At 27.4% G+C, this 23,806-nt stretch carries 30 protein-coding genes and 2 CRISPR repeat arrays; of the genes, 27 read left to right on the top strand and 3 right to left on the bottom strand.

Features of this window, described 5'->3' with window-relative positions:
• Positions 1 to 12: 12 nt before the first annotated feature.
• From JJC01_12120 to JJC01_12010, 23 genes are all read left to right on the top strand, one after another.
• Positions 13 to 933: an SHOCT domain-containing protein gene (locus tag JJC01_12120; GenBank protein ID UDN56924.1), complete on the top strand. Its 921-nt coding sequence runs from the start codon at positions 13 to 15 to the stop codon at positions 931 to 933.
• 216 nt (positions 934 to 1,149) lie between these two features.
• A CRISPR array of direct repeats spans positions 1,150 to 1,512; the repeat unit is 30 nt; unit sequence GTTAAACAATAACATGAGATGTATTTAAAT.
• Between the two features lie 245 nt (positions 1,513 to 1,757).
• Positions 1,758 to 1,910 (top strand): hypothetical protein, encoded by a 153-nt coding sequence (locus JJC01_12115; GenBank protein ID UDN56923.1) that lies wholly within the window; start codon positions 1,758 to 1,760, stop codon positions 1,908 to 1,910.
• Positions 1,911 to 2,189: 279 nt separating this feature from the next.
• On the top strand, positions 2,190 to 3,017 hold the full coding sequence (locus JJC01_12110; GenBank protein UDN56922.1) for an SHOCT domain-containing protein: 828 nt from the start codon (positions 2,190 to 2,192) through the stop codon (positions 3,015 to 3,017).
• Between the two features lie 130 nt (positions 3,018 to 3,147).
• Positions 3,148 to 3,672, top strand: a complete 525-nt coding sequence (locus tag JJC01_12105; protein ID UDN56921.1) for a hypothetical protein — start codon at positions 3,148 to 3,150, stop codon at positions 3,670 to 3,672.
• 258 nt (positions 3,673 to 3,930) lie between these two features.
• Positions 3,931 to 4,083, top strand: coding sequence for a hypothetical protein (locus tag JJC01_12100; protein UDN56920.1), 153 nt, complete (start codon positions 3,931 to 3,933; stop codon positions 4,081 to 4,083).
• 122 nt (positions 4,084 to 4,205) lie between these two features.
• The gene (locus tag JJC01_12095; protein ID UDN56919.1) at positions 4,206 to 5,072 is read left to right on the top strand and encodes a phage repressor protein; all 867 of its coding nucleotides are present in this window, start codon (positions 4,206 to 4,208) and stop codon (positions 5,070 to 5,072) included.
• A gap of 58 nt (positions 5,073 to 5,130) precedes the next feature.
• Entirely contained in the window at positions 5,131 to 5,307 is a 177-nt protein-coding gene (locus JJC01_12090) for a hypothetical protein (protein UDN56918.1), read from the top strand.
• Positions 5,308 to 5,601: 294 nt separating this feature from the next.
• Positions 5,602 to 6,755: direct repeats of the CRISPR family, unit length 30 nt; unit sequence GTTAAACAATAACATGAGATGTATTTAAAT.
• A 247-nt stretch (positions 6,756 to 7,002) separates the two neighbouring features.
• Positions 7,003 to 7,155 (top strand): hypothetical protein, encoded by a 153-nt coding sequence (locus tag JJC01_12085; GenBank protein UDN56917.1) that lies wholly within the window; start codon positions 7,003 to 7,005, stop codon positions 7,153 to 7,155.
• Positions 7,156 to 7,458: 303 nt separating this feature from the next.
• Complete coding sequence (locus JJC01_12080) at positions 7,459 to 8,130, top strand: LysM peptidoglycan-binding domain-containing protein (protein UDN56916.1); 672 nt, start codon at positions 7,459 to 7,461, stop codon at positions 8,128 to 8,130.
• Positions 8,127 to 9,089 (top strand): XkdQ, encoded by a 963-nt coding sequence (locus JJC01_12075; protein ID UDN56915.1) that lies wholly within the window; start codon positions 8,127 to 8,129, stop codon positions 9,087 to 9,089. The genes JJC01_12080 and JJC01_12075 overlap by 4 nt, the downstream gene beginning before the upstream one ends.
• Positions 9,082 to 9,447: a hypothetical protein gene (locus JJC01_12070; GenBank protein ID UDN56914.1), complete on the top strand. Its 366-nt coding sequence runs from the start codon at positions 9,082 to 9,084 to the stop codon at positions 9,445 to 9,447. Before JJC01_12075 ends, JJC01_12070 begins: the two co-directional genes overlap by 8 nt.
• On the top strand, positions 9,422 to 9,880 hold the full coding sequence (locus tag JJC01_12065; protein ID UDN56913.1) for a DUF2634 domain-containing protein: 459 nt from the start codon (positions 9,422 to 9,424) through the stop codon (positions 9,878 to 9,880). Before JJC01_12070 ends, JJC01_12065 begins: the two co-directional genes overlap by 26 nt.
• A gap of 8 nt (positions 9,881 to 9,888) precedes the next feature.
• The gene (locus JJC01_12060) at positions 9,889 to 11,025 is read left to right on the top strand and encodes a baseplate J/gp47 family protein (protein UDN56912.1); all 1,137 of its coding nucleotides are present in this window, start codon (positions 9,889 to 9,891) and stop codon (positions 11,023 to 11,025) included.
• Positions 11,022 to 11,669, top strand: coding sequence for a YmfQ family protein (locus JJC01_12055; GenBank protein UDN56911.1), 648 nt, complete (start codon positions 11,022 to 11,024; stop codon positions 11,667 to 11,669). The genes JJC01_12060 and JJC01_12055 overlap by 4 nt, the downstream gene beginning before the upstream one ends.
• Positions 11,662 to 12,507: a phage tail protein gene (locus tag JJC01_12050; protein UDN56910.1), complete on the top strand. Its 846-nt coding sequence runs from the start codon at positions 11,662 to 11,664 to the stop codon at positions 12,505 to 12,507. The genes JJC01_12055 and JJC01_12050 overlap by 8 nt, the downstream gene beginning before the upstream one ends.
• Positions 12,508 to 12,520: 13 nt before the next feature.
• Positions 12,521 to 13,117, top strand: a complete 597-nt coding sequence (locus tag JJC01_12045; GenBank protein UDN56909.1) for a hypothetical protein — start codon at positions 12,521 to 12,523, stop codon at positions 13,115 to 13,117.
• 2 nt (positions 13,118 to 13,119) lie between these two features.
• On the top strand, positions 13,120 to 13,413 hold the full coding sequence (locus JJC01_12040) for a hypothetical protein (protein ID UDN56908.1): 294 nt from the start codon (positions 13,120 to 13,122) through the stop codon (positions 13,411 to 13,413).
• Positions 13,413 to 13,595, top strand: a complete 183-nt coding sequence (locus JJC01_12035) for a hypothetical protein (protein UDN56907.1) — start codon at positions 13,413 to 13,415, stop codon at positions 13,593 to 13,595. The genes JJC01_12040 and JJC01_12035 overlap by 1 nt, the downstream gene beginning before the upstream one ends.
• 35 nt (positions 13,596 to 13,630) lie before the next feature.
• On the top strand, positions 13,631 to 13,861 hold the full coding sequence (locus JJC01_12030) for a hemolysin XhlA family protein (GenBank protein UDN56906.1): 231 nt from the start codon (positions 13,631 to 13,633) through the stop codon (positions 13,859 to 13,861).
• A gap of 15 nt (positions 13,862 to 13,876) precedes the next feature.
• The gene (locus tag JJC01_12025) at positions 13,877 to 14,137 is read left to right on the top strand and encodes a phage holin family protein (protein ID UDN56905.1); all 261 of its coding nucleotides are present in this window, start codon (positions 13,877 to 13,879) and stop codon (positions 14,135 to 14,137) included.
• Positions 14,134 to 14,931 carry an N-acetylmuramoyl-L-alanine amidase gene (locus JJC01_12020; GenBank protein UDN56904.1) on the top strand — a complete coding sequence of 266 codons (798 nt, stop codon included), beginning with the start codon at positions 14,134 to 14,136 and terminating at the stop codon, positions 14,929 to 14,931. The genes JJC01_12025 and JJC01_12020 overlap by 4 nt, the downstream gene beginning before the upstream one ends.
• 106 nt (positions 14,932 to 15,037) lie before the next feature.
• Positions 15,038 to 15,325, top strand: coding sequence for a hypothetical protein (locus JJC01_12015; protein UDN56903.1), 288 nt, complete (start codon positions 15,038 to 15,040; stop codon positions 15,323 to 15,325).
• A 160-nt stretch (positions 15,326 to 15,485) separates the two neighbouring features.
• Positions 15,486 to 18,017, top strand: coding sequence for a cell wall-binding repeat-containing protein (locus tag JJC01_12010; protein UDN56902.1), 2,532 nt, complete (start codon positions 15,486 to 15,488; stop codon positions 18,015 to 18,017).
• A 56-nt stretch (positions 18,018 to 18,073) separates the two neighbouring features.
• Here the strand turns inward: JJC01_12010 and JJC01_12005 are convergent, their stop codons facing one another.
• The 3 genes from JJC01_12005 to JJC01_11995 form a co-directional block, all read right to left on the bottom strand.
• Positions 18,074 to 18,379 carry a hypothetical protein gene (locus JJC01_12005; protein ID UDN56901.1) on the bottom strand — a complete coding sequence of 102 codons (306 nt, stop codon included), beginning with the start codon at positions 18,377 to 18,379 and terminating at the stop codon, positions 18,074 to 18,076.
• Positions 18,380 to 18,574: 195 nt separating this feature from the next.
• Positions 18,575 to 18,778, bottom strand: coding sequence for a helix-turn-helix transcriptional regulator (locus JJC01_12000; GenBank protein ID UDN56900.1), 204 nt, complete (start codon positions 18,776 to 18,778; stop codon positions 18,575 to 18,577).
• The gene (locus JJC01_11995; GenBank protein UDN56899.1) at positions 18,778 to 19,137 is read right to left on the bottom strand and encodes a DUF3796 domain-containing protein; all 360 of its coding nucleotides are present in this window, start codon (positions 19,135 to 19,137) and stop codon (positions 18,778 to 18,780) included. Before JJC01_11995 ends, JJC01_12000 begins: the two co-directional genes overlap by 1 nt.
• 420 nt (positions 19,138 to 19,557) lie before the next feature.
• On the opposite strand from JJC01_11995, the gene JJC01_11990 reads away from it, so the two are divergent.
• From JJC01_11990 to JJC01_11975, 4 genes are all read left to right on the top strand, one after another.
• Positions 19,558 to 19,947, top strand: a complete 390-nt coding sequence (locus JJC01_11990; protein ID UDN56898.1) for a BlaI/MecI/CopY family transcriptional regulator — start codon at positions 19,558 to 19,560, stop codon at positions 19,945 to 19,947.
• Between the two features lie 108 nt (positions 19,948 to 20,055).
• A complete protein-coding gene (locus tag JJC01_11985) occupies positions 20,056 to 20,796 on the top strand; it encodes an ATP-binding cassette domain-containing protein (protein ID UDN56897.1) in 741 nt (246 codons plus the stop codon).
• The gene (locus JJC01_11980; GenBank protein UDN56896.1) at positions 20,796 to 23,042 is read left to right on the top strand and encodes a hypothetical protein; all 2,247 of its coding nucleotides are present in this window, start codon (positions 20,796 to 20,798) and stop codon (positions 23,040 to 23,042) included. The genes JJC01_11985 and JJC01_11980 overlap by 1 nt, the downstream gene beginning before the upstream one ends.
• A complete protein-coding gene (locus JJC01_11975) occupies positions 23,035 to 23,769 on the top strand; it encodes a hypothetical protein (protein UDN56895.1) in 735 nt (244 codons plus the stop codon). Before JJC01_11980 ends, JJC01_11975 begins: the two co-directional genes overlap by 8 nt.
• Positions 23,770 to 23,806 lie beyond the last annotated feature (37 nt).

The following is a 23,806-nucleotide window of genomic DNA, read 5'->3' as shown; positions in this document are numbered from 1 at the left end:
GAGGGGATTAAAATGAATTTTTTTAAACGAAAAGATGACATAAAGAATTTTAAGCTTATGTATATAAAAGGGCACCCACATTTTAACAATGAACTTACATGTACTATGTATATAGATAAAAAACTAGTATCTGTATATACATTGCAACAAGTACCTATTAGTGAAATAAAACTTTTAGATATAGAGAAAGTCTTTATTGATAATGATATGCTAATTATAGAAAGCAAAAAAAGTGTATTGTATTTTAAAAGTAACTCAAAAGATAAAATATGCAATATAATTAATCAAAATATAACAGATATGCAAGATAAAAAGACAGATACTATATTAAGAAATAAAAATAAAATAGTTAAACAAGGGGTAATGAAGATGGATTACTATAATTCTGTTGGAGTTCCTAATTGTAGGGGTGAAGCAATAAGTATAATTATTGACAACCATAATGCATGTTTAGTTATTGAGAGCAAACTTTTAAAAGAAGAAAAAATGCGTATTAAATTTTCTGATTTATATAGTGTAAATAAGTATAGTGAGAAAGAAATAGCATATAATAATAAGTCTGTTGTTGGAAGAGCAGCTATAGGAACTTTATTTGGTCCTATGGGAACAATTGTTGGTGGGTTGTCAGGAACTGGAAATAAAAAAAGTAAAACTGAAAAGTTGTTTATAAGTATTGAATATTTTTCTCATGGAGAATTAAGGGAAATAATAGCTGAAGATTCAATACTTAATTTTCATAGCCAAGAATTTATTGACAATATAAGGAGAAAAATAAATATAAGTAAGAATAATTTAGAAAATAATAAAGAAAAACAAATAAAATCAAATGATGATGCAATACAACAAGTGAAAGGGTTAAAAGAGTTATTAGACATGGGAGCAATAACAGAAGAAGAATTTAGTAAGAAGAAAAAAGAATTATTGAATTTATAACAAGAGAAAATAAATAAGTATAAACATACAAAGCACTTGGATATTCTGTTGTTTCAAGTGCTTTATATGTTAAAAAATGGTATAATATAGATAGAGAATTATATTAACTAAGTGTATGTAAAGAAATCTAAAAACACTTGGGATAAAACTGATTAGTGATAGTATTTGCAATGGTTTTAGAAAATTATGCTGTATAAGAATGTGTATTTTACAGTGGTTAAACAATAACATGAGATGTATTTAAATATTTAATGCAGATAACAAAGAAATAAAGATACTACAGTTAAACAATAACATGAGATGTATTTAAATGCAAGTGTTAAACCATTTTTGTTTTCAAGGTAAGCAAGTTAAACAATAACATGAGATGTATTTAAATCTTAAATTATTAAACATATAATACCTCCTTATTTTTAGTTAAACAATAACATGAGATGTATTTAAATAACTCAAAATTATCTACATTTTCAATCCTATCATCTGTTAAACAATAACATGAGATGTATTTAAATCTAGGGAAATTAACAACAAATATGACACACATAATAAGTTAAACAATAACATGAGATGTATTTATATTTAATAAGTATACTATTATTAAATCCTTCAGTTTAAACTATGAATATTTATACAAAAACACTTGCTTATGGTAGGTGTTTTTTATTGAAAGGATGTAATTATAATGTAAAAAGTAATATATAGGTAAAATATGTAAAAATTATATGATATAATAATTGTAAGCAAGAAGATGTAATCTACAATTTATAGAGTGGAGTTCATACAAAAGATTATCCTCCCAACGTTTAGAAGGGAGGTGTGTATGTATGGATAATTTTTTGATTGGCGTATTAGCTAGCTTAACAGCTACTCTAATAGCTTACGTAATTGGTAAATTAATCAAAAAAGCAAAAAGCCACTCTCGCACAAAGAGTGACTTACAAGTTGAATTTAAATTTATGTTTAAATCCAAAAAATAATTAGCTTATAATTATGAACTTCACTCTACTGTCAAATAGATTGTAGTTCTTCTTGCTTTTATTATACCACAATAAAAAAATTTTAACATTAATTATTGTCAGTTTTGACAATAATTAATGTTAATTTTTATAAACAATGATAATGAATCTAAATTAATGAATAAATTTAATTATAAAAATTGTAAATAAGAAAGCACTTACTTTTATGGTAGGTGCTTTTGTTTTGCCAAATTATGCTATAATATTGTGTGAGATGAGTAATTTGTGGGGGATTTTATTATGTCAGCGATAATAATAGCAATAATATTAATGTTATTAGGTATAATTATATTTATAGGATTTATGCCAGGAAGTTTGGTGCTTTTGGCATCATTGATAATTCTTTATTTTGTTAGAAAAAAACAAAGAGTGATGTGTATTATATCTTATATGTTTCTTATTTTTACAATATATTTATATGCAGTTTGGGAAGATATAAGCCCATATACAGAAGAAAAGATGGCTATTTTAGAGGAACAACAAAAGAAAGAAGAATCAGAAAAAGAAATTGAAAGAATCAGAAAACAAGAAGAAATAGATAAAGAAAAAAGGGAGAAAAAATATGGAAAAAAAATCTCAGTAGAGGAGTTAAAAGCAAAATTAGAAGAATTAGTACCTCAAGAATATAAGGGTAGTCACTATAAAGTTGATGTAGTTGAGTCTGGGCTTACTCAATTTTATTTAACAGTACAAAATGAAAAATTTGAAAATACTAAAGAATGTCAACTATTCATAAAATATATAACAGAAGAATTAAAAGATTTTAAGATAGATTGTTGCACTTTTGAATTTTACACTAAAGATGATGGAGGTAGGTATAATAGGATTTATATTCAGTACTATAGAAAAGTACAAACTGGTGAAAAATCTGCATTAGATTTACATCTTAGTGAAAGTGATATTATGACTGATGAAGAGATTCAAAAAGGTATAGATGAGGCTGAAAAGAAAAAGTATCAGAGTTATGTAGACCCACTAGACCAAATAAAAAAACTAAAAGAGTTATTAGATTCAGGAGCAATTACACAGGAAGAATATAATAAAAAGAAAAAGGAATTATTGGAATAGAGATATAGCAAGCACTTACAAATATGTAGGTGCTTTTATTTTGCTCAAAATATTTTAAATTAATAGACTAAGTTCTTATTTTTAGATAGAATTATATTTGAGTAAAGAATTTAATAGGGGAGAGTATATTATGTGGGGAAAATTTAAAAAATTAAGTTTGTTGAAGAAACTTTTAGTGATATTTTTAATATACCTTATTGTATTTACAGTATCAATGATGATTCATCAAGCTATACGAGATTCAAAAAATAGAAATGAAGTAGATGAAGGAAATATTACAAAAGAAAATATAATTAGTGAAAAAGAAAAAGAAGATATTTATAAACAAGAGATGCAGGTAAAAGTAGACTCTATTATACCAGAAGACTTAAAAGATAAAACAACATATTATGTTAACATATTAACCCCAACAAAAGGTGAGGGATATATAGTTAGCATTCAAGTGGAAAATTCTAGGTTTAATGATGAAAATGAGTGTAGAAACTTTACTAAAGAATTTGTAAACAATATAAAAGATATGAATGATATCCATTCAGTTAGAATAAGCTTTATTGTCGATGTAACACTCACTTATAATGTATTTTTAGATGATTGGAATAATATAAAAAATGATGTAAATTTAATTGATGATTTAGAACTTGAAGCTAAAAGTTAGTCCTAGGATTAGATTAACTATACATAAGGCACTTACAAATATGTAGGTGCTTTTGTTTTGCTCAAATTGGTCGGTTGAGTAAAATAATTAGAAAAATGATATAGCTGAGGTAGTGTTTTGCGACGCTAGCTTCAATAAAATTTTATTTGAAAAATATTCCAAAATATCTTGACTGTAACTCGTTACAATGTTATTATTAATGTAACGAGTTACAGAAAAGAGGTGAATAAAATAGCAACTAAAAGTAGAGCAGAGTATATGAAGAATCGTCGAAAAGATAAAAGAGGTTTTAGTGTACTTCTAGACAAAGAAAAGTTAGATAAATTTGATGAAGTGTTAGAGGAAAAGAATCTAACAAAGAAAGAATGGCTAGAAGAAAAAATCGACGAAGAACTGGAACAAAAGGAATAAAAAATAAGGGTCACTCCCACCGACCAAAGTTTGAGCAACCCTTATTGACGTATACTATACATCAACTAACTATAGTATACGTCATTCCTTGAAAAAAATCAATTTTAAGGAGTGTAATAGTTATGGAAAATTTAATAGTAAAAGAGTTTAATGGAAGTCAAATTTATACTTTTGTATGGAAAGGAAAATCTTGTTGGATAGCCAACCAAATAGTTGGATTATTCGACTATGCAGATGTATCTAAAACAATACAGGATTGCGTAAAAGCAGAAGAATTTGAAATTGAACAAGAGTATGATGTATTGAAAGGAATTGAATTTAATGATTTTGTAACTACTTTAAATGTAGTCGCAAATAATATAATTAGTAATAAAGCTAGAAGTATAACTATTTTTTATGAAGATGGTTTATATGGATTCTTACAATACACAGACAAACCTATCGGTGTTCAATTTAGAAAATGGCTTAGACGAGAAGTTTTACCAAGCATAAGACAAACTGGTGCATACATAACTAATAACGCTGACCCTCAAGTGTTAAGAGAAAAAGCAAGTGAGATTGAAAGTCTAGACACAGTTAACAAGACTATAGAAATACTAACACCTTTTCTAAACGGTGCTGGAATAGATGAAAAAGCAAAGTTACTTACAGCAAAAACTATCTATAAGAAAGCAGGAATAGAGTTACCTTTGGAGATTGAAGAAAAAGAGCATTTCTTTGATACAAAACAAATTGCAATTAAATTAAATATGTATTCTAAAACTAATAAACCTGATTTTGTGGCAGTTTGTGAGATTATTAAGAAATTAGATATTAAAGAAGAAGAAAAACTCATAGTATTAGCAAATAAGGATAATTGGAATGGAACTACAACAAAGTATTCACAAAGTGTAATAGACAAGATTAGCAAATGGATAGAGGAAAATAATAGACCTGCTAAGATTGCAGGGGAGAAGAAGAATTATCATGTGGTTTATAAGATTGAGTAAATTTATAAGATTGTATTAAATAATATATTTTAGTTTAGTTTTGAGGGGGATTAATACAATGCGTGAAAGTTTACTTAAGGAGTACAATTTAAAAACTGATGAAGATGTAGAGTATTTTGTGAAATTTGCTAATGCGTTATATGAACTAAAACAGAATAGCGAAGAAAAATTTCAAGAATATGCAGAGATATTGAGAGGTATTCTTAGAGAACAAGAAGAGAGAGAAAATAAGTAAAATAATATGGATAAAGCACTTAGTAAGTACATAAAAGTGCTTTATCTTCCAAAATATGCTATAATTGTAGTGTTAAATATAGGGTGATTACGCATCCTAAATGTGAGCTTATCCCAAGTAATTGGGATAGGCACTCGCAAAGATAGTTGTAAAATGTAGCAATTATCACCGTCCTAGCGAATCGCTAGGTAAAAACATCCGAAATTTAAAGACACTTGGGATAAATTTGATTAGTGCTAGTATTTGCAATGGTTTTAGAAAATTATGCTGTATAAGAATGTGTATTTTACAGTGGTTAAACAATAACATGAGATGTATTTAAATTTACTGATAGAAATAGAATCAAAATTAAAATTGTCGTTAAACAATAACATGAGATGTATTTAAATGAACTAATTAAATTTAAAAAAGGACTATTTGGCAAAAGTTAAACAATAACATGAGATGTATTTAAATTAATCTCTTTTTAGTTCTTTAAGATTAATTTTCATAGTTAAACAATAACATGAGATGTATTTAAATGCATAAACTATATCGCCTTTTTTATTTATTGAATCCGTTAAACAATAACATGAGATGTATTTAAATATATTATCACCTTTTAGGTCTACATACTGGTACTCTAGTTAAACAATAACATGAGATGTATTTAAATATTTGCAAATCAAATTGAGAAGTAATTATAAAATTGTTAAACAATAACATGAGATGTATTTAAATTTTATGTATCCTACAATATCACTAATATCGCATTTTGTTAAACAATAACATGAGATGTATTTAAATTTTTCTCTGAAACAGTTTCGCCACTCCACATTAGCTGGTTAAACAATAACATGAGATGTATTTAAATCTATCTATTATTAAATCGCTTAAAATTCCATTTTCCGTTAAACAATAACATGAGATGTATTTAAATAAATCAATAGAATTTTCTCCAAGTACATATGTTGTAGTTAAACAATAACATGAGATGTATTTAAATAGTAACCAAATACGATTACAATCTCTAACATTATCTGGTTAAACAATAACATGAGATGTATTTAAATAATTTTGGTGGCAATGGTTCAACGTCAAATATATCTGTTAAACAATAACATGAGATGTATTTAAATTGTTGAGTTGGTTGTCTTTAAATTATATTTGCAGTTGTTAAACAATAACATGAGATGTATTTAAATTAGATTCTTTTCTGATAGTATTGCACATCTTCTACAGTTAAACAATAACATGAGATGTATTTAAATCAAATACCATCTATCTTAGATTTTTCTATATTTAATGTTAAACAATAACATGAGATGTATTTAAATATTGGTCAACAACTTTATACTTTCAAAAATGGAGAGTTAAACAATAACATAAGATGTATTTAAATAAGTAAATATCTTCTCCAGTTTCTTTATACCTATAGAGTTAAACAATAACATGAGATGTATTTATATTTAATAAGTATACTATTATTAAATCCTTCAGTTTAAACTATGAATATTTATACAAAAACACTTGCTTATGGTAGGTGTTTTTTATTGAAAGGATGTAATTATAATGTAAAAAGTAATATATAGGTAAAATATGTAAAAATTATATGATATAATAATTGTAGCAAGAAGATGTAATCTACAATTTATAGAGTGGAGTTCATGTATTAAAAAATTATCCTCCCAACGATAAGAAGGGAGGTGAATATACATGGATAATTTTTTATTTAATGTGTTAGCTAGTGTAACAGCTAGTTACATAGTTTATTTGATTAGCAAGTTAATCAAAAAAGTAAAAAGCCACTCTACCGCAAAGAGTGACTTAAAGATTGATATAAATTTTAAATATCATCGTAAAAAATAACTTTCAGTTATAGAACTTCACTCTACCGCAAAATAGATTGTAGTTCTTCTTGCTTTTATTATACCACAAATTAGCAAAAATATTGCCTATAATATTTTTTATAGTTAATAAAAAGATGAAATTTTTTATACACAATGATGATAAATCTAACTGGATGAATAAATTTAATTATAAAAAGGTGAATATAGTAAGCACTTACTCAAAAGGTAGGTGTTTTTTTATATAAAAAATCAAAGGAAGTGAGTTTATGGTAAGAAAACTGCGGTGTAGTATTTAAAAACATTTTAGAAAGGAAGTGATAACTTGGTAATAGACATATACCTAAAAAATGAAAAAGAAAAAATAGATTTCCATTTTCCAGTTAATCCGCAAGATTCTTTATCTATAAAAAAAGAAAAAAGATTTGAAACTGTAGATATAGTGAATTTAGGTGAATTTGACATTAAAAAAGAAGGGGAGAAGATAAGAGAAATATCATTCAAGACATTCTTACCTAACTTATATGATGCTTCTTATTGCAGATATAGCGAGTTAAAAAATCCAATCGAAGTAGTTGCAATGCTTGAAAAATGGGTAGACCAAGCCGAACCATTACGCTTAATAGTAACTGGTTTTGGTTACAATGGGTTAGTTACAATATCTAGTTTTAGCAATACTCAAACAGCGGGAAGAGAAGAAGATAGGGACATTGAGATAACATTTAGAACTTACAGAGAACTGAAGATAGAGACATTAAAAAAAGAGACTAAGAGTAATGCTAAAACAGACTTAAAAGATAATAGACCTAATACTCAAACTAAATCTAAAATATATACTGTTAAAGCAAGTGATACATTATATAAGATAGCTAAAAATCTTTTAGGTAAGGGTTCAAGGTGGAAAGAGATTTATAATATACCCGAAAATAAAAAAGTTATTGGTAAAAATCCAAATATTATTAAAAAAGGACAAAAGTTGGTGATACCTAGCAAATGAAAATAATACTAAATGGAAAATATGACATTGCAAATTTTAATGAGGGAATAACATTAAGTGAAGCTATAGATGGAGTTGCATATAAGATGGATGTATCATTAGTAGAACCTAAGCAACTTCAAGATATAGGAATTAAAAAAGGTGATAAAATAGTTCTAATTGATATTGCATATGAGAGTAAAAAAGAAGAAACTATATTTGATGGAGTCATATGGGAAACTAGAAGAAGTGAAAAGAGTAAAAAACTGACATTGTCTTGCAGAGAAAGGACTATTTACATGGAAGAATCAGAAGAACAATATAGTTTTAAAGAAAATACAGCAACACAGAGAATTGAGTACTACTGTAAACAATGGAATATACCTTACTACAATCTAGCTAACACAGGGAAGAAGCTTACTAAAGTAATACATAAGACTAATATACTAGATATGATTAAAAAGGATTTAAAGGAAACCGCTAGTAAGGGTGGAGATTTATTTAGAGTAAGAATGGATAATAAATTGAAATTATTTAAGCTTGGTACTAATGCAAATGTATATAAATTAGATAGTATATTAGAAGATGCGAACTTTACCAGTAGCTTTAATGATGCAGTAACAAGTGTAAAAGTGTTAGGTAAGAGTAAAGATGAAAATACAAAAGCACCTATAATTGGCACCTATAAAAAGGACTCAGATAAGTATGGGACACTACAAAAGATTAAACAAGATGAAAAGATAACTAATGCAAAAGAATCTAAGAAAGCAGCAGAAGCAATGTTTAATTCGGGTGAAGAAACTATAAGTGTTGACTGCGTAGTAGATATAAATAGAATAAGAGCAGGTGATAAAGTAAGTTTAAAAGGTAGAGAATACTATGTTATAGATGTGACTCATACACTAGATTCTACTCTAAAAATGAAACTAAATATAGGAACCTTAGAATATATAAGGAGGAAATTTTATAACAATGACTGATGCTAGATTTAATGGAGTTGCTAGAATATTAAAAGAAAAAATGAATAAAAGTGTTAATGATGGAGTCTTTGGAATGGGTTGTTCACTTGCAGAAATAACAACAAATGGTCTTAAGGTGAATGGTTATAAAGATGAAATACAAGATTATTTAGTTTTAGAGAATTTAACATTGAAAGAAGATTATTTTACTTTTTCAGATGAAATGTTAGGTGCAGAATATAGACATAAACATAAAATAGAAACTCCACAAGAATTAAAGCCACTAGATATAGGTGATAATGTATTAGTAGCTATTATGGGGGCTGAATTTGTAGTAATTGGGAGGGTTGTAAATGCCAAACCTATTTCCGCAGAATGAAACTTTTGAAACTGTAGAATTAAAAAATAATAATGAAAATGAATTGGACCTAAAGGGTTCTTTTTTATTTGATTTTATAAAAGGTGAATTTGTCAAAAATGCAGATGGAACATTAAAAAAATGTGATAAAGTCCAAGCATATAAACAATGGTGTCAAAAGGCTATATTAACACCTAGATACAAAAAAGCAGCTTATACAAACGTTTATGGAAGTGAAATAAAAGATTTAATTGCCAGTAACTTATCACAAAATGCAAAAGAGCTTGAAATATCTAGGTTAATAAAAGAAACTATTTTAGTTCATCCTTACACAAAAGAAGTAGGAGAATTTAGTTTTAATTGGTTGGAGAATAGCAGGTTAGTAGAGTATGAATTTAATGTATTGACAATAGATGATGAAAATATAACTATAGATGGCAATATAAAAAGGTAGGTGATTATATGGAAAGAGAACTACCTATACCAGTATTTTTGACAGAAGATGAAGAAGTAATACACGAAAGGATGTTAAGCAACTTTCAAGATGTGAGCACACTAGAAGGAGACTTTATTTATGATGCAACAAGACCTACGGCAGAAGAAGTTGCACAGTTAAAACAATTAGGATTACAAAATAATTTAAAGATTGCATTTCCTCAAACTAGCTATGGAACTTATTTAGAGTGGCTTGGTGAATGTAAGGGAGTATTTAAAAATCAACCAACTAAATCGGTTGGCATGGTTACATTTACAGGTGTACAAGGAACTATCATTGCAAAAGGGACTGTAGTAACTACTGTTGCAACTGATGAAAAGCAGAGTATAGAGTTTGAGCTTCTTGAAACTAAAATTATAGAAGAAAATGAAATAGTAGATATTAAAGCAGAATGTAGGATTACAGGAACTATAGGAAATGTATCTCAAAATACTGTAACTGTTTTATTAGGTTCTATTAGTGGTGTTAAATCAGTTACTAATAAAGAAGATTTCAAAGGCGGAATAGATATTGAAGATGAAGAACATTTTAGAGAAAGAGTTCTTGTAGCAGAACAAGAAGACAAACTTAGTGGAGCTAGTTCAGATTATATAAGATGGGCTAAAGAAGTAGATGGAGTTGGATATGCTTATGTAGTTCCAGAATGGAATGGAGAGGGGACAGTAAAAGTATTAATACTAGACAAAAATAGAAAAGCAGCAACACAAGAGTTGATAAATAAAGTTCAAGATTATATATATCCATTAAATATATCAGAAGGAGAAAATAGGGATGGGAAAGCTCCTATCGGGGCTTTAGTAACAGTTGTAACACCCGAAACACTACTTATTAATGTAAAAGCTAGTTTTATATTTAGTAACAGTTTTAATGAAGAAACAGTATTAAGCAATCTAAAAACTAAGATAGACAAATATTTGGATAAAATTGATTTAGGTGGAACGGTCTCATACAATGCTATACAGGCTATAGTAGGTTCTATGATGTTGACAGACGAAGGCATACAGGACTTTTCTAATCTTACTATAAATGATGTAAAAGAAAATATAAAATTGCAGGACCAAGTGGTCGGAGTAGGGGAAATAGTTAACGAGGTGGTTGGATGATAGCTTCTAAAAAAGGTAGAGAAATGCTTCTTACATTGTCACCAATATATGAACAATCTATCATAATGCAAAGCTTATATGAAGCTATAGGAAGCGAATTTGATAATTTAGAGTTATTAAATAAAGAAATAGAATTACAATTATTTCCTCAGACTGCAACGTGGGGTTTAAGTTTTTGGGAAAATAGAGTAGGTTTATCTACTAACTTAGATGAACATATAGAAACTAGGAGAAGAAAAGTCATTGCTAAACTTCAAAGCAAATATATTATGACACCTAAAAGAATGTCTATGATACTTCAATCTTATACAGGTGCAAATATAAAAATAAATGAAAACATATCTCCATATACTTTTGGTGTTGAATTAACCAGTACTCAAGGTTTTCCTAGAGATTTAGAAGATTTATATAAGAGAGTAAATGTTATAAAACCTTCTCATCTATCTGTAAGTTATAAGTTAGTATCTTTATTAAAAAGTAAAACTTATTTTGCACAAACAACAATTATGAGTGAAGAAATAACAGTATATCCTTATTCAAGTAAAGAAGTAAAAGCTAATGTCAAAGCTAAGTTTGCATTAGCTCATAACATGAGTTCAGAAATATTGACAGTATATCCAAAAGGAGGTGGTATAAATGGCTGATGAACAATTTTACACTATACTTACGAATATAGGTAAAGCTAAAATTGCTAACGCAGGAATGCTAGGTAAATCAGTAGTACTAGAGAAGATTCAAGCAGGTGATAGAGGAGGAAGCTATTACAATCCAACAGAAGACCAAACAGCATTAAAAAATAAAGTTTGGGAAGGGAATATAAATGCTTTTGACAAGGATGAAAATAATCCTAATTGGATTATTGCAACAGCATGTGTACCTGGTTCAATAGGTGGGTTTACAGTTAGAGAAATGGCTCTTATAGATAATGAAGGCGATATGATTGCAATTTGTAAAAGTCCTGAAACATATAAGCCAAAAGTTGGCAATGGAGCTATGAAAGATTTGTATTTGAAGTTTATCATAGAGGTATCTAATGTAGAGAAAGTGACCTTAATTGTTGACCCAACTGCAATATTTTCAACTAAAAAAGATGAAGAAAAAATATTAACAAATATCAATACGTTAGACACTAAAATTGATACAACTAAAACAGAGTTAACGAGCAATATAGAAACTGCTAAGACAGAGTTAAACAATAAAATAGGAGATACAACACTCCTTGAAACAACAGATAAAACAAATATAGTTAGTGTAATTAATGAGGTAAAAACTAGTGTAGATAGTATAGAAACAACAGCAGATAAAACAACTATAAAAGATACAGATAACTTATTTGAAAGTGACAATGTAGAGGAAGCATTAAATCAACTAGCAAGAAATTATAATACATTATCGGAAAAACAGAATAATTTAGAAACAGAAGTGAATGGACAGAGAATAAAAGGAATTTCAATAGCAAATAGCCTGATAGACATGATATAAGAGAGGTGAGAATATGACAGAAAAATTGACTGATAATGCTAGTTTAAGAGAACTTATGATAGCATTTGAAAGTACAAAAAATGACTTGCAGATAGGTAAAAATAATATAGCAAGTACATTGGGAAGTCCATTTTTAGGAACAGATAAATTAAATACAACTAAAACAAAAACACAAACATTAAAAAATACACTTGCGAGTAACATAACTAATAAAGGTATTGTAACAAACAGTACAGAAAGTTTGCAAGATATGATAAGTAAAGTTAGCAGTATAAAAGATTTAAGACAAGCAAGTGGTACAGCTAGTGCATTTAAAGGTAGATTTTATGATGATTATTATTACTTATGGAGTGTAAATTTACCACAACTAAATTTTGTGCCACTTGTTGTTTTTGTTTATGCTGACTATAGACGGCTTTCTATTTGGATAAATAGTCCTTTTTCTAAATTTATTTTTTATGGGAAAAAAGATAATGTAAGAACAGAGTTGAAGGATTTTTTTTTACCAGAGCTAAACAATGGAACTTCTATAGAAACAGTAATACATCTTTATGGGGCTTCAGGAGACACTTATGAAGTACAATGGTTAGCAATAGGGCAGGAGGTTTAAATATGGAAGTAGGAAAATTAATAATTTATGATAACAAAGGAAAAATCTTATTTCAAGGAGGAGAGGGAAAAGGAGATTTAATTCCATATGATAAAGATATGAAAGTTGATTGGTTAGAGGTAAAATACAATTCTATAGATTATTCTAAATATAGAATCATTGGTATAAATGTAGAGACAAAAGAACCTATTTTAGAGGAAATACCAGTATTTATTACAGAAGAAGAAAAGAGAATACAAGAGTTAGAAAATCAAATATTGATTGCAGAAAATGAAAAAGTGGGAGGATTATTATAATGAATATAAATAATGTTGTAGTAAGAATATTAGCAGAGAGGATTTTAAATAAGGGATTGAACCCCTTGAAAAATCGAGTTTTTGAACTGGATGATGTAACTAATACAGAGTATAGAAAAGCAGTAGAAGATTATATTATAGAGCATAGTGGGGTAGTAGAAGGAACAGAACCAACAAAGTAGGTTCTTTTTTTATTTCAATTAATTAGGAGGTTTTCATGAATGAAGAACTTTTCAAAGACAATTTGAAACGACATGAGGTAACAATAAATAAACATAATGATGAAATAGATGAGTTAAAAGTAGCAAATATAGAGTCTAAAGCAGAGTTAAAAGCATTGTGTGAGAACTTGAACTCACTTACTAGTATGCTAAAGTGGTTGATTGGGACAATGATTACAACACTTATAGGATTCTTTATATTTGCAATTCAGAGAGGAATATTTTAATTAGGAGGAAAATAAATGGATAATTTAATAAGTTTCATACCTGAGCAGTTGCTAATTTTAGTTGCTGCTCTTTATGTTGTAGGAGCAGGTTGTAAGAAGTATAAACAGTTAGATAACAAGTATATTCCAGTAGTGTTATTAGCACTTGGGATAGGTTTCTCAGTATGGATGTTAGGATTAAATCCAACCTCAGTATTACAAGGAGTGATTTGTTGGGGTATATCAATAGGTATAAATCAAACTTACAAACAGTTAAAGGAGGAAAATAAACAATGAAAATAGCAATAATACCAGGGCATACGCTAACAGGTAAAGGAACAGGAGCAGTTGGATATATAGATGAAGGAAAAGAAAACAGAATACTAACTGATTTAATTGCTAAATGGTTAAAACAAGGTGGAGCAACTGTATATACTGGCAAGATAGATAAATCGAATAATTATCTATCTGAACAATGTCAAATAGCCAACAGACAAGATGTAGATTTGGCAGTACAAATTCATTTTAATGCAAATAATACAACCCTAAATCCTATGGGTACAGAAACTATATATAAAACTAATAATGGCAAAATGTATGCAAATAGAGTCAATGATAAACTATCAATGGTATTTAAAAATAGAGGTGCTAAATCGGATGTAAGGGGTCTTTACTGGCTTGGTCATACAAAAGCACCAGCAATTCTAATCGAAGTATGTTTTGTAGACAGTAAAGCAGATACAGATTACTATATTAAAAATAAAAATACAGTTGCAAAGCTAATAGCTGAGGGTATATTAAATAAGAAAATAGATAATATTGAGGTGAAACAAATGTATAAACATACAGTGGTTTACGAGGGAGAAGTTGACAAGGTATTAGCACAAATAGTCAGTTGGAGTTATAAAGAAAATGAATGTAGAGTATGTGATATAAAAGATTATGTACCAGGTCAAACGGAGAATTTATATGTTGTAGGTGGAGGAGCATGTAATAAAATAGTTTCTATAACTAAAGAGAGATACACTATGATAAAAGGTAATGATAGATTTGATACACTTTATAAAGCATTGGATTTTATTAATAGATAGAGTAAATGTTTTATATGAAATAATTATGAATATATGGAAAAATATGTTTAATATAATTTTAATAAGGTATAAAGTTTTATAAATAAAACGATAAGGGGTGGATAAGATGTTAATAAATGATAAAAGTTTTTATCCAAATAATATTTATCCAGCAATAGACTTTCTTAAGATAAAAAGACAATTAAAATCAATATACAAGAATGATTTATCAGATTGTGGAAGCATATGTATAATAGAAAGAAAAGATTATTCTATAAGCATAAATAGCATAGGTGAGATAAATATATATTATGATTCAAGATATGAAAGTAAGATACAGAGTATAGTCGGTGAGATTGAGCAGTTATTCAAGTCTCAAATTAAAAATTTTAGAGTATCAAAATTTAAGCATTGATGATTAGAAGGTAGCAGCTAAAATTAGTTGTTACCTTATTTTTTTATAAAAAATAAAAATTATTTGAAGATTAGAATATTAATTTCAAAGTTTATTTCGAAATTGTATAATATGTGCTACAATTCAATTAAATAAATATTACTTTAATTGAGGTGTGGGGATGAAAACTTTAAGTAAAAAAGCAGTTATTTTATCACTTTCATTGGTAGTTGTATCACCTTTAGTACATAAGATAAGTGCACAAGATATTGAGAAGAATACGGAAGTTAGATATGAAGCAAGGAAAATTAATAACTTAGAAAATATGACAATGAAAGAAGCTTTTCCAGATGAGAATTTTAGAAAAGTAATTTGTGATGAACTAGGCATTTTAGATGATGGGAATCCAATTGGAACTTCACAAAAAACGATTATAGAATCTACAAAAGATTTAATATTAGGAAGTAAAGCAATAGAAAATTTATCTGGAATTAATTATTTTATTGGGCTAGAAAATTTCAGTTGTAGAGGAAATCAGTTAACAAGTCTAGATTTAAGTAACAACATAAATTTAAAAGAATTATATTGTAATGAAAATCAATTAACAAGTCTAGATTTAAGTAATAATAAAGAGTTGATAACAGTACATTGTGGGGAAAATAATCTAATAAACTTAGTTGTAGAAAATTCTAAATTAGAAGAATTGAACTGTAGAAAAAATAATTTGAAAAACTTAGATATAACTAAAGCAACTAATTTGACAACTCTTTTATGCTTTGAAAATGAATTAAGTAGTTTGAATTTATCTAAGAATCAGAAATTAAAAATTTTAAAGTGTGAGTATAATAATTTAAATACTTTAGATGTATCTACAAATTTAGAATTACAAGATTTAAACTTTTCCTTTAATCAATTAACAAATATAAATTTAGATAATAATAAAGAACTTATTAAATTAAGTTGTCAAAATAATAAATTGCAGAGTTTAAATTTGAAAAACCATGAAAAACTTGTAAAGCTATATTGTAATCAAGAGCAATTAAGTAATCTAAATATCGAAAATTGTATTAATTTAGAAGATTTAACTTGTGGTGAAAGTAATCTACAGGATTTGGATATAATCAGCAATAAGAATTTAAAATATCTAGATTGTGCAGTAAACAAATTAACAAATTTGAATACAGAGAATAATATAGAACTTGTAGAATTATATTGTTATGGCAATGAGATAAATGATTTGGATATAAGTAAAAATATTGACTTGGAAAATTTAACTTGTTATAAAAATAAATTAGATAGTTTAAATACAAGTAAAAATAACAATCTTAAATACTTAGATTGTTCACAAAATGAATTAATGAATTTGAATTTTTCTGATAACATAGAGCTTCTAAACCTATACTGTCAAAAAAATAAATTAACAAATTTAGATATAAATAAAAGTAGTAAGATAAGAAATTTAGCTTGTTCAGAAAATAAATTAACAAGTTTGGATGTAAGTAATAATGTTCTTATGAGGAGTTTAAATTGTTCAGAGAATAAATTAACAAGTTTGGATGTAAGTAATAATGTTCTTATGAGGAGTTTAAATTGTTCACAAAATGAATTAACTAGCTTGGATGTAACAAAAAACACAGAACTTGAGATGCTATATTGTAGGGAAAATAGGTTAGCTAGTTTAGATGTAAGCAAAAATACAAAATTAGAAGAGTTAGATTGGTCAAATCAAAAAAAATCAGTATTATCAGGAGGTGGAGGAGGTTCATCATCCACAAATGAAGAGTCTTCTAAACCTAAAATAACAACCTCAAATAAAAAAATAGTTGGTTCAGATAGAAATGAAACATCAGTAAAAATAAGTCAAAAAGGATGGAATAAAGCTGATAATATAGTGTTAATAAATGATTCTAGTATATCTGATGCCTTATCAGCAACACCATTTGCTAAGTCTAAAGATGCACCAATATTACTTACTAAAAATAATAACTTAAATAAATTAACAGAAAAAGAAATAAATAGGTTAGAAGCAAAAAATGTGTACATAGTAGGTGGATTAAAGTCTGTTGATGAAAAAGTAGTATCTGATTTAAAGGAAAAGGGATTAAATGTAATTAGAATATCTGGAAATGATAGATATGAAACATCAATAAAACTTGCAAAAGAATTAGATAAAAATTCTAATCTATCAAAAGTAGTAGTAGTAAATGGAGAAAAGGGATTAGCTGATGCAGTAAGTATGGGAGCTATATCAGCAAAAGAGGAAATGCCAATTCTTCTTACTAATCAAAATGATGATATGAAAGATATAAAAGACTTAATAGCTAATAAAAACATATCAAAATCATATGTAATAGGTGGAGAATCTTTATTTAATAGTAAAGAAGTGAGTAATACATTACCATCTGTAACTAAAATAGCAGGTTCTGATAGAACAGAAACTAACTCAAAAGTAATAAATCATTTCTATAGTAAAGATACACTTAATGACTTATATATAGCTAAGAATGGAATGAATAAACAAGATGATTTAGTAGATGCTTTATCCGTAGGAGTACTCGCAGGTAAAACGGAATCTCCAGTAGTATTAGTTGGAAATGGATTAGATAATAGCCAAAAAGAGTTAATCAAGAATAAAAAGTTTAAAAATATAACTCAAATTGGTGGAAATGGAAATGAGAAAGCATTTAGTGAAGTAGAAAACTTAGTTAAATAGATTGAAAGGTAGCAACTAGAGTTAGTTGTTACCTTCTTTTTTAATAAATTTAAAGTTTATATAACAATATACCTTTTCCTAATTAAATAATATAAGATTGCTGTTATAATAACTATTAATATAATTGCTATTATTGTAATATCTAATAAACTTATAGCTATATATTCAAAGCCTATTACATAGCGATAAAGCAATTCCAGTTTAACAGTTCTTTTCCTATCTATATTTCCATACATTGATTCTAATTTATTAAAATATTTTTCACTGCAAAAACTAGTTTTAGGTTTAATTAAAGATATTATTGTAGTTAATACTATAATTCCCACTCCAATAAGTATAAGATTGATATTCCCAAAATTCATAGTAGGATACCTCCTTCATAATTTAGCAAAATAGATTTAATTTTCTTAATCAAAGTATATCAGTAACATAAGTACAAAGAGTATCTAAAATATTACAAATATTAACATGATACATAAAACTAGAAATATCATTTTTTATAACATAAAAACAAGAGAACTATATTTTTATTATTACAATTCTCTTGCTTTAAGTTGTTAATCCTTTATATATTCAAAAATTTCTTCTATGCTTACATTAAATACATTAGCAATATCAAATGCTAGTTTCAATGAAGGATTATATTTTCCGTTTTCTAGGTTGCCAATAGTTTCTCTTCTTACACCTACCAATGATGCAAGTTCTTCTTGATTCATATTGTACCTTGCTCTATATTCTTTAGTTTTTGAACGAATTATCATTATTCTAATCCTTTTCCTTCTTTATGTTGTAGATATGCGAAAATTCCTATAAAACTAATCATTGCTATAGAAAAGCTAATTCCTAGTCCATTTTCTATATTAGAAGTTTTATCTGAAATAATAGATATAACCATAGATGCTGATAATGATGTAAGTGTTAAGAAAAATGCTGGTGTTGCTGCTTTTCTTAAATTTTCTTTAAATAATTCATCTGGCATTATATTAAAGTATCTAAAGAAAACAAAAAACGCACAGAAGCTAATTGTATGTATTTCACCAGTATATAATATACCAATTAGCCCTAGAAAACCTAAGAAACCTAAAAATCCAAGCTTATTTAGTTCTTTAAAATTTTTCATTAATAATTCCTCCCATACTATGCAATGTGATGTATTTTTAACTTCTTGTTAAGAATATATAACATTTTATGGTTGTCATGCAATATAAAAAATAAATTTAAAATAAAAAAATATTTTATAAATATTACTTATCTATATTATTAATAAAATAAGTAGTTTTTTATTATTTAAAAAGAAATACATAAAACTATAGTAGAAGTTGTAACAATAAAACGAACAAAAATTATCATACTAGAACATAAGACATGTTATAATTGTATTAGATATATACATTAACATACACCAAAGCACTCTTTTTATAGGAGTGCTTATTTTTTATATGGAATAAATTGGAATAAATATATATTCTAATTCAATTGATTACACACTCTTATTGGTATAAAATTTAATTATACATAAATTGGTAAGAGGTGTAAACTAATGAAGATTAATAAATTACCACATGCAGAACTAAAACTGATGAAATATATTTGGGGAGTGGATGATATCTTAGCCTCAAGGGATGTCATAGAAGCTATGAAGTTAAAGTATGATTGGAAAAAGAGTACAACACTAACATTCCTAAAAAATTTAGTAGACAAAGGATTTTTAACTACTGATAAGGTAGTTAGATGTACATATTATACTATAGCTATAAAGGAAACAGATTATTTAAAGGTTGAGACAAAAAGTTTCTTTAGTTTTATGCACAACAATTCATTTAAGAGTTTAATTTCAGCCCTGCATGATGATGAAGTTTTAGATAGTAAAAGCTTAGATAAGTTAGAAGAGTATTTTAAAAATTTAAAAGAAGATGATATTGATGAATAAAATAAGTGGTGTCCATTTGATTGGATACCACTTATTTCAATTGTTATAGATGTTTTAATTATTCGGACTAAATTATAATATCCTAATGGAGCAGGTAAGAGTACTTTAATGAAACTTTTGACTTCAAGAATACTTCAAACTTCAGGTCAGATTTTAGTAAATGGTAAACCCCTTAAACAGAATGAAACAGATTTAAAAAGTAAATTAGGATATTTACCACAAGAATTTGGTTTGTATGATGAGTTGACAGTGTATCAATTTCTTGAGTACATGTCAGTTTTAAAAGGTATTAATAAGAACACAAAAAAGATAATAGAAGAAGTTATTAGTCAAACTAATTTATTAGAAAAGAGAAATTCAAAGATTAAGACCCTATCAGGTGGTCAAAAACAGAGAGTTGGAATAGCTCAAGCAATAATGGGAAATCCAGAGTTATTAATACTAGATGAACCTACAGTCGGACTAGACCCTGAGGAGAGAATAAACTTCCGTAATTTATTTTCAAAAAACTCAAGAGATAAGATTGTAATATTGTCCACACATATTATAGAAGATGTTCAGTCTGTATGTAATAGATTGATAGTAATAAATAAAGGAAATGTGCTATTTGATGGAAGTTCTGAAGAGTTAATTAAAAAAGCGGAGAGACATGTTGGAGTTTATGAAGATAAAAATGGAAAAATACATAGCAATAAAACAAGCAAATTTAAAGTTACATCAAGTATTCTTACTACAACAGGGACTTCATATCGTATTGTAAGTCATAATCTTCCAGAATTTGCGATACCTGTAGAGCCATCATTAGAGGATGCGTATATGCTTTTAATATCTGAGGAGGAGATAAAGTAATGCAATCAATTAAATTTATCAAAGATGAGATAAAGAGGCTTTTTAGCTCAAAGATTACATGGACTTTCATAGTAGTAATAGCACTGATACCAGGTCTATCAATAATAATGTATGAAAATCCTGGATTATTGCCCCAAGGTAGTTCAGGACAATCACTTAGTTTGAGTATACCTGTTTTACTTAATCCAGCAAAGTTAGGGGCTTTAATATGTACAGTTTTATTCTCAATGTTTACAATATATGAGATGGATAGTATTTATAGAAACAAAACCAATGGTATCATAGAAACTATTATGGATGCTAAAAGTTTAAATTTAGCTAGAGTGATTTCTATTCTTGTATCAACTATAGTATCTGTAATAATTTCGATGATTATATGTTTTCCATATTCTATCATTAAGATGGGTGATAATTTTAGTTTAAGTACTTATCTTATAAACTATTTAGTTTTAATGTTACCAGCCTTATTATTTGGTATTTTACTTTCAGCAGGATTTTATTCTATAACAAGACGTATTGATTTAAGTATGATTATACTCCTTGTTCTAGTATTTTTATCTATAAATATAAAAGATAGTTATCTTATTGATTGGGTACAGACAAAAGTTACTATTTATTCTGATAGCTTTGGGAATACTTTGCAATTAAAAGCTTTATGTTGGAATAGACTACTTTGGAGTTTTATATCAATATCAACGTATTTATTAGGTGTGATATGCACAAGAAAATATGAAAAAAATGTTTTTTCATCTATACTAATTAATATGAAAAAGGTATCACTATCAATTTTAACTATAGTATTAATTGCAGGTTCTTATAGTGTATATGCATTTGAACCATATTATGATGATACTCCTCCACCTAAAATGGAAAAGGTATCAGATAAGAAGTCTGGCTCAGGTGCTGTTATGTCTACTGGTGCTGATGAAAAGCTAAATAAGAATATAAAATTACTTGATTCAGATCTTGATATAAAAATAAATCCTAAAAAGGCAAGATTAGATGGCAAAATACAATACACTATGGAAAATACTAGTGGAGAAAATCAAAACTTGGAATTTGATTTAAATCCTGGATACGATATTAAAGATATTAAGATAAATGGTAAGAAAGCTAAATATGATATTTCTAAGAAGAAACAAGCAGAAGGAAGACTTAGTTTGAATATACCTAAAGAAAAAAATCTTAAAATTGAAATTGAGTATGGAGGGAAATTAATAAACAATCAACTATTTGAAACTATTCTTGCAGGAGATACAATAAGTAAAGATAAGGTTGAGTTACGTAGTAAAGGTTCAATATTTCCAAAACCTAAAGTTGATGCTATGAATACAATGGAATCGATGATTCATGGTAATATAACTCTACCTACTGGAATAACACCTGTAGTAAGTGGAATCAGTACAGAAAAGGTAAAAGGTGATAAAAAGGATAATGAATGTACATGGAAATTTAGCACAAGAGGAATAATGTTGACTATAATAGCTGCAGACTATGTAAAAAAAGATATAAAAGCAGGTGGGATTGATGTGCAATTTTACTATAATAGAAAGCATGGAGATAAAATAAATAAAATGAATGCAGAGAAAATTATAAAAGATTCTATCAATTTCTATACAAAACAATATGGAGAACTAGAACGTTATAAAGTTATTCCGCTTAAGCTAGTAGAAGGAGGAGCCTCATCAGGACAGGTAACTGGAGGAAAAGCACATGAGAATATAAGTTATATGGATGAAAGTATTTTCAACCCAGATGTATTTGATACTCACATAGGAGAGGGAGAAAATGGATCTGAAGTTTTGGCTCATGAAATATGCCACCAGTGGTGGGGGATTATAGTACAAGTTGACCAAATGACACCTCCTTGGTCACCAGAAGGAATAACAAATTATGCAACTAATAAGTTCATGGAATACGAGTATGGAAAAGAGTATAGTAAAAAAACTATAGATAATTGGAAAGAAGAAAATGATAAGCTTAAGAGAAATTTCTATATGAATAATCCGCAGTATTTGGAAAAATTGCCTGAAAATTATGTATTCAATATTTTATCACCTAATTCTATGAGACTTCTATATAACAAAATGCCATTACAAATTTTGAAGGCAGAAGAGATTTTAGGACAAGATAAGTTTGAAGCTATTCTTAAAGACTTATATAACAAATATAAGTACAATATATTAAAATATGATGATTTCTTAAAGACTTGTAATCTTACAGGGGAGGAATTGAATTTTGAATAATTTAAAAATAATAAAATATGAAATGAAGAGATTGTTATTCTCTAAGGTATATTTGGTTTTAATATTAATAACAGGATGGTTCTCCTACCATGTCCTTAAGACAAAGACAATCTATGGTTTAAACGACACAGCACCATTTTCAGAGTGGAGTTATTCTGGTTTTTTACTTGATGTAAATCCATTTTTACTAGTTATAGTTCTTGTGTTTTGCACGTACATCTTTTCAAAGAGAGAAGAAGCTGTAAGGACAATTACTATGAGCACTAAGATAAAACCTACAACATATTTTTGCTTAAAAAGTTTTACAATAGCAGTTGCGTATCTTCTAACAGTTGCAGTTGTAATTGCAATAAGTTTTATTTTTTACAATAGATTATTTCAATTTAATGATTTTAGTCAATTTATAAAACCTATAATTCTAATTTTAATACCATCTGTGTTATTTATATCAGGTATGGGCATGTTTATTGGTAATATAAATGGAAACTTTCTATATATTTTTATTCCAATAATATTTCTTATAACAAATTCTGGTACACTATCTATTATATCTGGTAAAAATTTAGTGAACTCTATATTAGAGAGTAAAGTTGCAGACACGATGGGGAATCTTGCATTTGATATTCCACAGAGATTTGTAATAAGTAGAATAGCTTTGGTGATTATAGGTATAGGCTTAATAGTTATTGTATGCAAAGCATACAATAAAACTAAAATTAAAGCTTAGAAGGGTATTACAAAGAGTAATTTAGTTAAACTTCATA

The organism is Clostridioides sp. ES-S-0010-02 (assembly GCA_020641055.1).
Lineage (GTDB): Bacteria > Bacillota > Clostridia > Peptostreptococcales > Peptostreptococcaceae > Clostridioides.
Note: the sequence above shows the minus strand (reverse complement) of the source record. Positions and strands in the feature narration are given on the sequence as shown.

What these genes read in the sequence shown, in the direction of transcription:
- JJC01_12120 (UDN56924.1), top strand. Translation starts at nt 13, where the DNA reads ATGAATTTTTTTAAACGAAAAGATGACATAAAGAATTTTAAGCTTATG.
- JJC01_12115 (UDN56923.1), top strand. Translation starts at nt 1,758, where the DNA reads ATGGATAATTTTTTGATTGGCGTATTAGCTAGCTTAACAGCTACTCTA.
- JJC01_12110 (UDN56922.1), top strand. Translation starts at nt 2,190, where the DNA reads ATGTCAGCGATAATAATAGCAATAATATTAATGTTATTAGGTATAATT.
- JJC01_12105 (UDN56921.1), top strand. Translation starts at nt 3,148, where the DNA reads ATGTGGGGAAAATTTAAAAAATTAAGTTTGTTGAAGAAACTTTTAGTG.
- JJC01_12100 (UDN56920.1), top strand. Translation starts at nt 3,931, where the DNA reads ATGAAGAATCGTCGAAAAGATAAAAGAGGTTTTAGTGTACTTCTAGAC.
- JJC01_12095 (UDN56919.1), top strand. Translation starts at nt 4,206, where the DNA reads ATGGAAAATTTAATAGTAAAAGAGTTTAATGGAAGTCAAATTTATACT.
- JJC01_12090 (UDN56918.1), top strand. Translation starts at nt 5,131, where the DNA reads ATGCGTGAAAGTTTACTTAAGGAGTACAATTTAAAAACTGATGAAGAT.
- JJC01_12085 (UDN56917.1), top strand. Translation starts at nt 7,003, where the DNA reads ATGGATAATTTTTTATTTAATGTGTTAGCTAGTGTAACAGCTAGTTAC.
- JJC01_12075 (UDN56915.1), top strand. Translation starts at nt 8,127, where the DNA reads ATGAAAATAATACTAAATGGAAAATATGACATTGCAAATTTTAATGAG.
- JJC01_12070 (UDN56914.1), top strand. Translation starts at nt 9,082, where the DNA reads ATGACTGATGCTAGATTTAATGGAGTTGCTAGAATATTAAAAGAAAAA.
- JJC01_12065 (UDN56913.1), top strand. Translation starts at nt 9,422, where the DNA reads ATGCCAAACCTATTTCCGCAGAATGAAACTTTTGAAACTGTAGAATTA.
- JJC01_12060 (UDN56912.1), top strand. Translation starts at nt 9,889, where the DNA reads ATGGAAAGAGAACTACCTATACCAGTATTTTTGACAGAAGATGAAGAA.
- JJC01_12055 (UDN56911.1), top strand. Translation starts at nt 11,022, where the DNA reads ATGATAGCTTCTAAAAAAGGTAGAGAAATGCTTCTTACATTGTCACCA.
- JJC01_12050 (UDN56910.1), top strand. Translation starts at nt 11,662, where the DNA reads ATGGCTGATGAACAATTTTACACTATACTTACGAATATAGGTAAAGCT.
- JJC01_12045 (UDN56909.1), top strand. Translation starts at nt 12,521, where the DNA reads ATGACAGAAAAATTGACTGATAATGCTAGTTTAAGAGAACTTATGATA.
- JJC01_12040 (UDN56908.1), top strand. Translation starts at nt 13,120, where the DNA reads ATGGAAGTAGGAAAATTAATAATTTATGATAACAAAGGAAAAATCTTA.
- JJC01_12035 (UDN56907.1), top strand. Translation starts at nt 13,413, where the DNA reads ATGAATATAAATAATGTTGTAGTAAGAATATTAGCAGAGAGGATTTTA.
- JJC01_12030 (UDN56906.1), top strand. Translation starts at nt 13,631, where the DNA reads ATGAATGAAGAACTTTTCAAAGACAATTTGAAACGACATGAGGTAACA.
- JJC01_12025 (UDN56905.1), top strand. Translation starts at nt 13,877, where the DNA reads ATGGATAATTTAATAAGTTTCATACCTGAGCAGTTGCTAATTTTAGTT.
- JJC01_12020 (UDN56904.1), top strand. Translation starts at nt 14,134, where the DNA reads ATGAAAATAGCAATAATACCAGGGCATACGCTAACAGGTAAAGGAACA.
- JJC01_12015 (UDN56903.1), top strand. Translation starts at nt 15,038, where the DNA reads ATGTTAATAAATGATAAAAGTTTTTATCCAAATAATATTTATCCAGCA.
- JJC01_12010 (UDN56902.1), top strand. Translation starts at nt 15,486, where the DNA reads ATGAAAACTTTAAGTAAAAAAGCAGTTATTTTATCACTTTCATTGGTA.
- JJC01_12005 (UDN56901.1), bottom strand. Translation starts at nt 18,379, where the DNA reads ATGAATTTTGGGAATATCAATCTTATACTTATTGGAGTGGGAATTATA.
- JJC01_12000 (UDN56900.1), bottom strand. Translation starts at nt 18,778, where the DNA reads ATGATAATTCGTTCAAAAACTAAAGAATATAGAGCAAGGTACAATATG.
- JJC01_11995 (UDN56899.1), bottom strand. Translation starts at nt 19,137, where the DNA reads ATGAAAAATTTTAAAGAACTAAATAAGCTTGGATTTTTAGGTTTCTTA.
- JJC01_11990 (UDN56898.1), top strand. Translation starts at nt 19,558, where the DNA reads ATGAAGATTAATAAATTACCACATGCAGAACTAAAACTGATGAAATAT.
- JJC01_11985 (UDN56897.1), top strand. Translation starts at nt 20,056, where the DNA reads ATGAAACTTTTGACTTCAAGAATACTTCAAACTTCAGGTCAGATTTTA.
- JJC01_11980 (UDN56896.1), top strand. Translation starts at nt 20,796, where the DNA reads ATGCAATCAATTAAATTTATCAAAGATGAGATAAAGAGGCTTTTTAGC.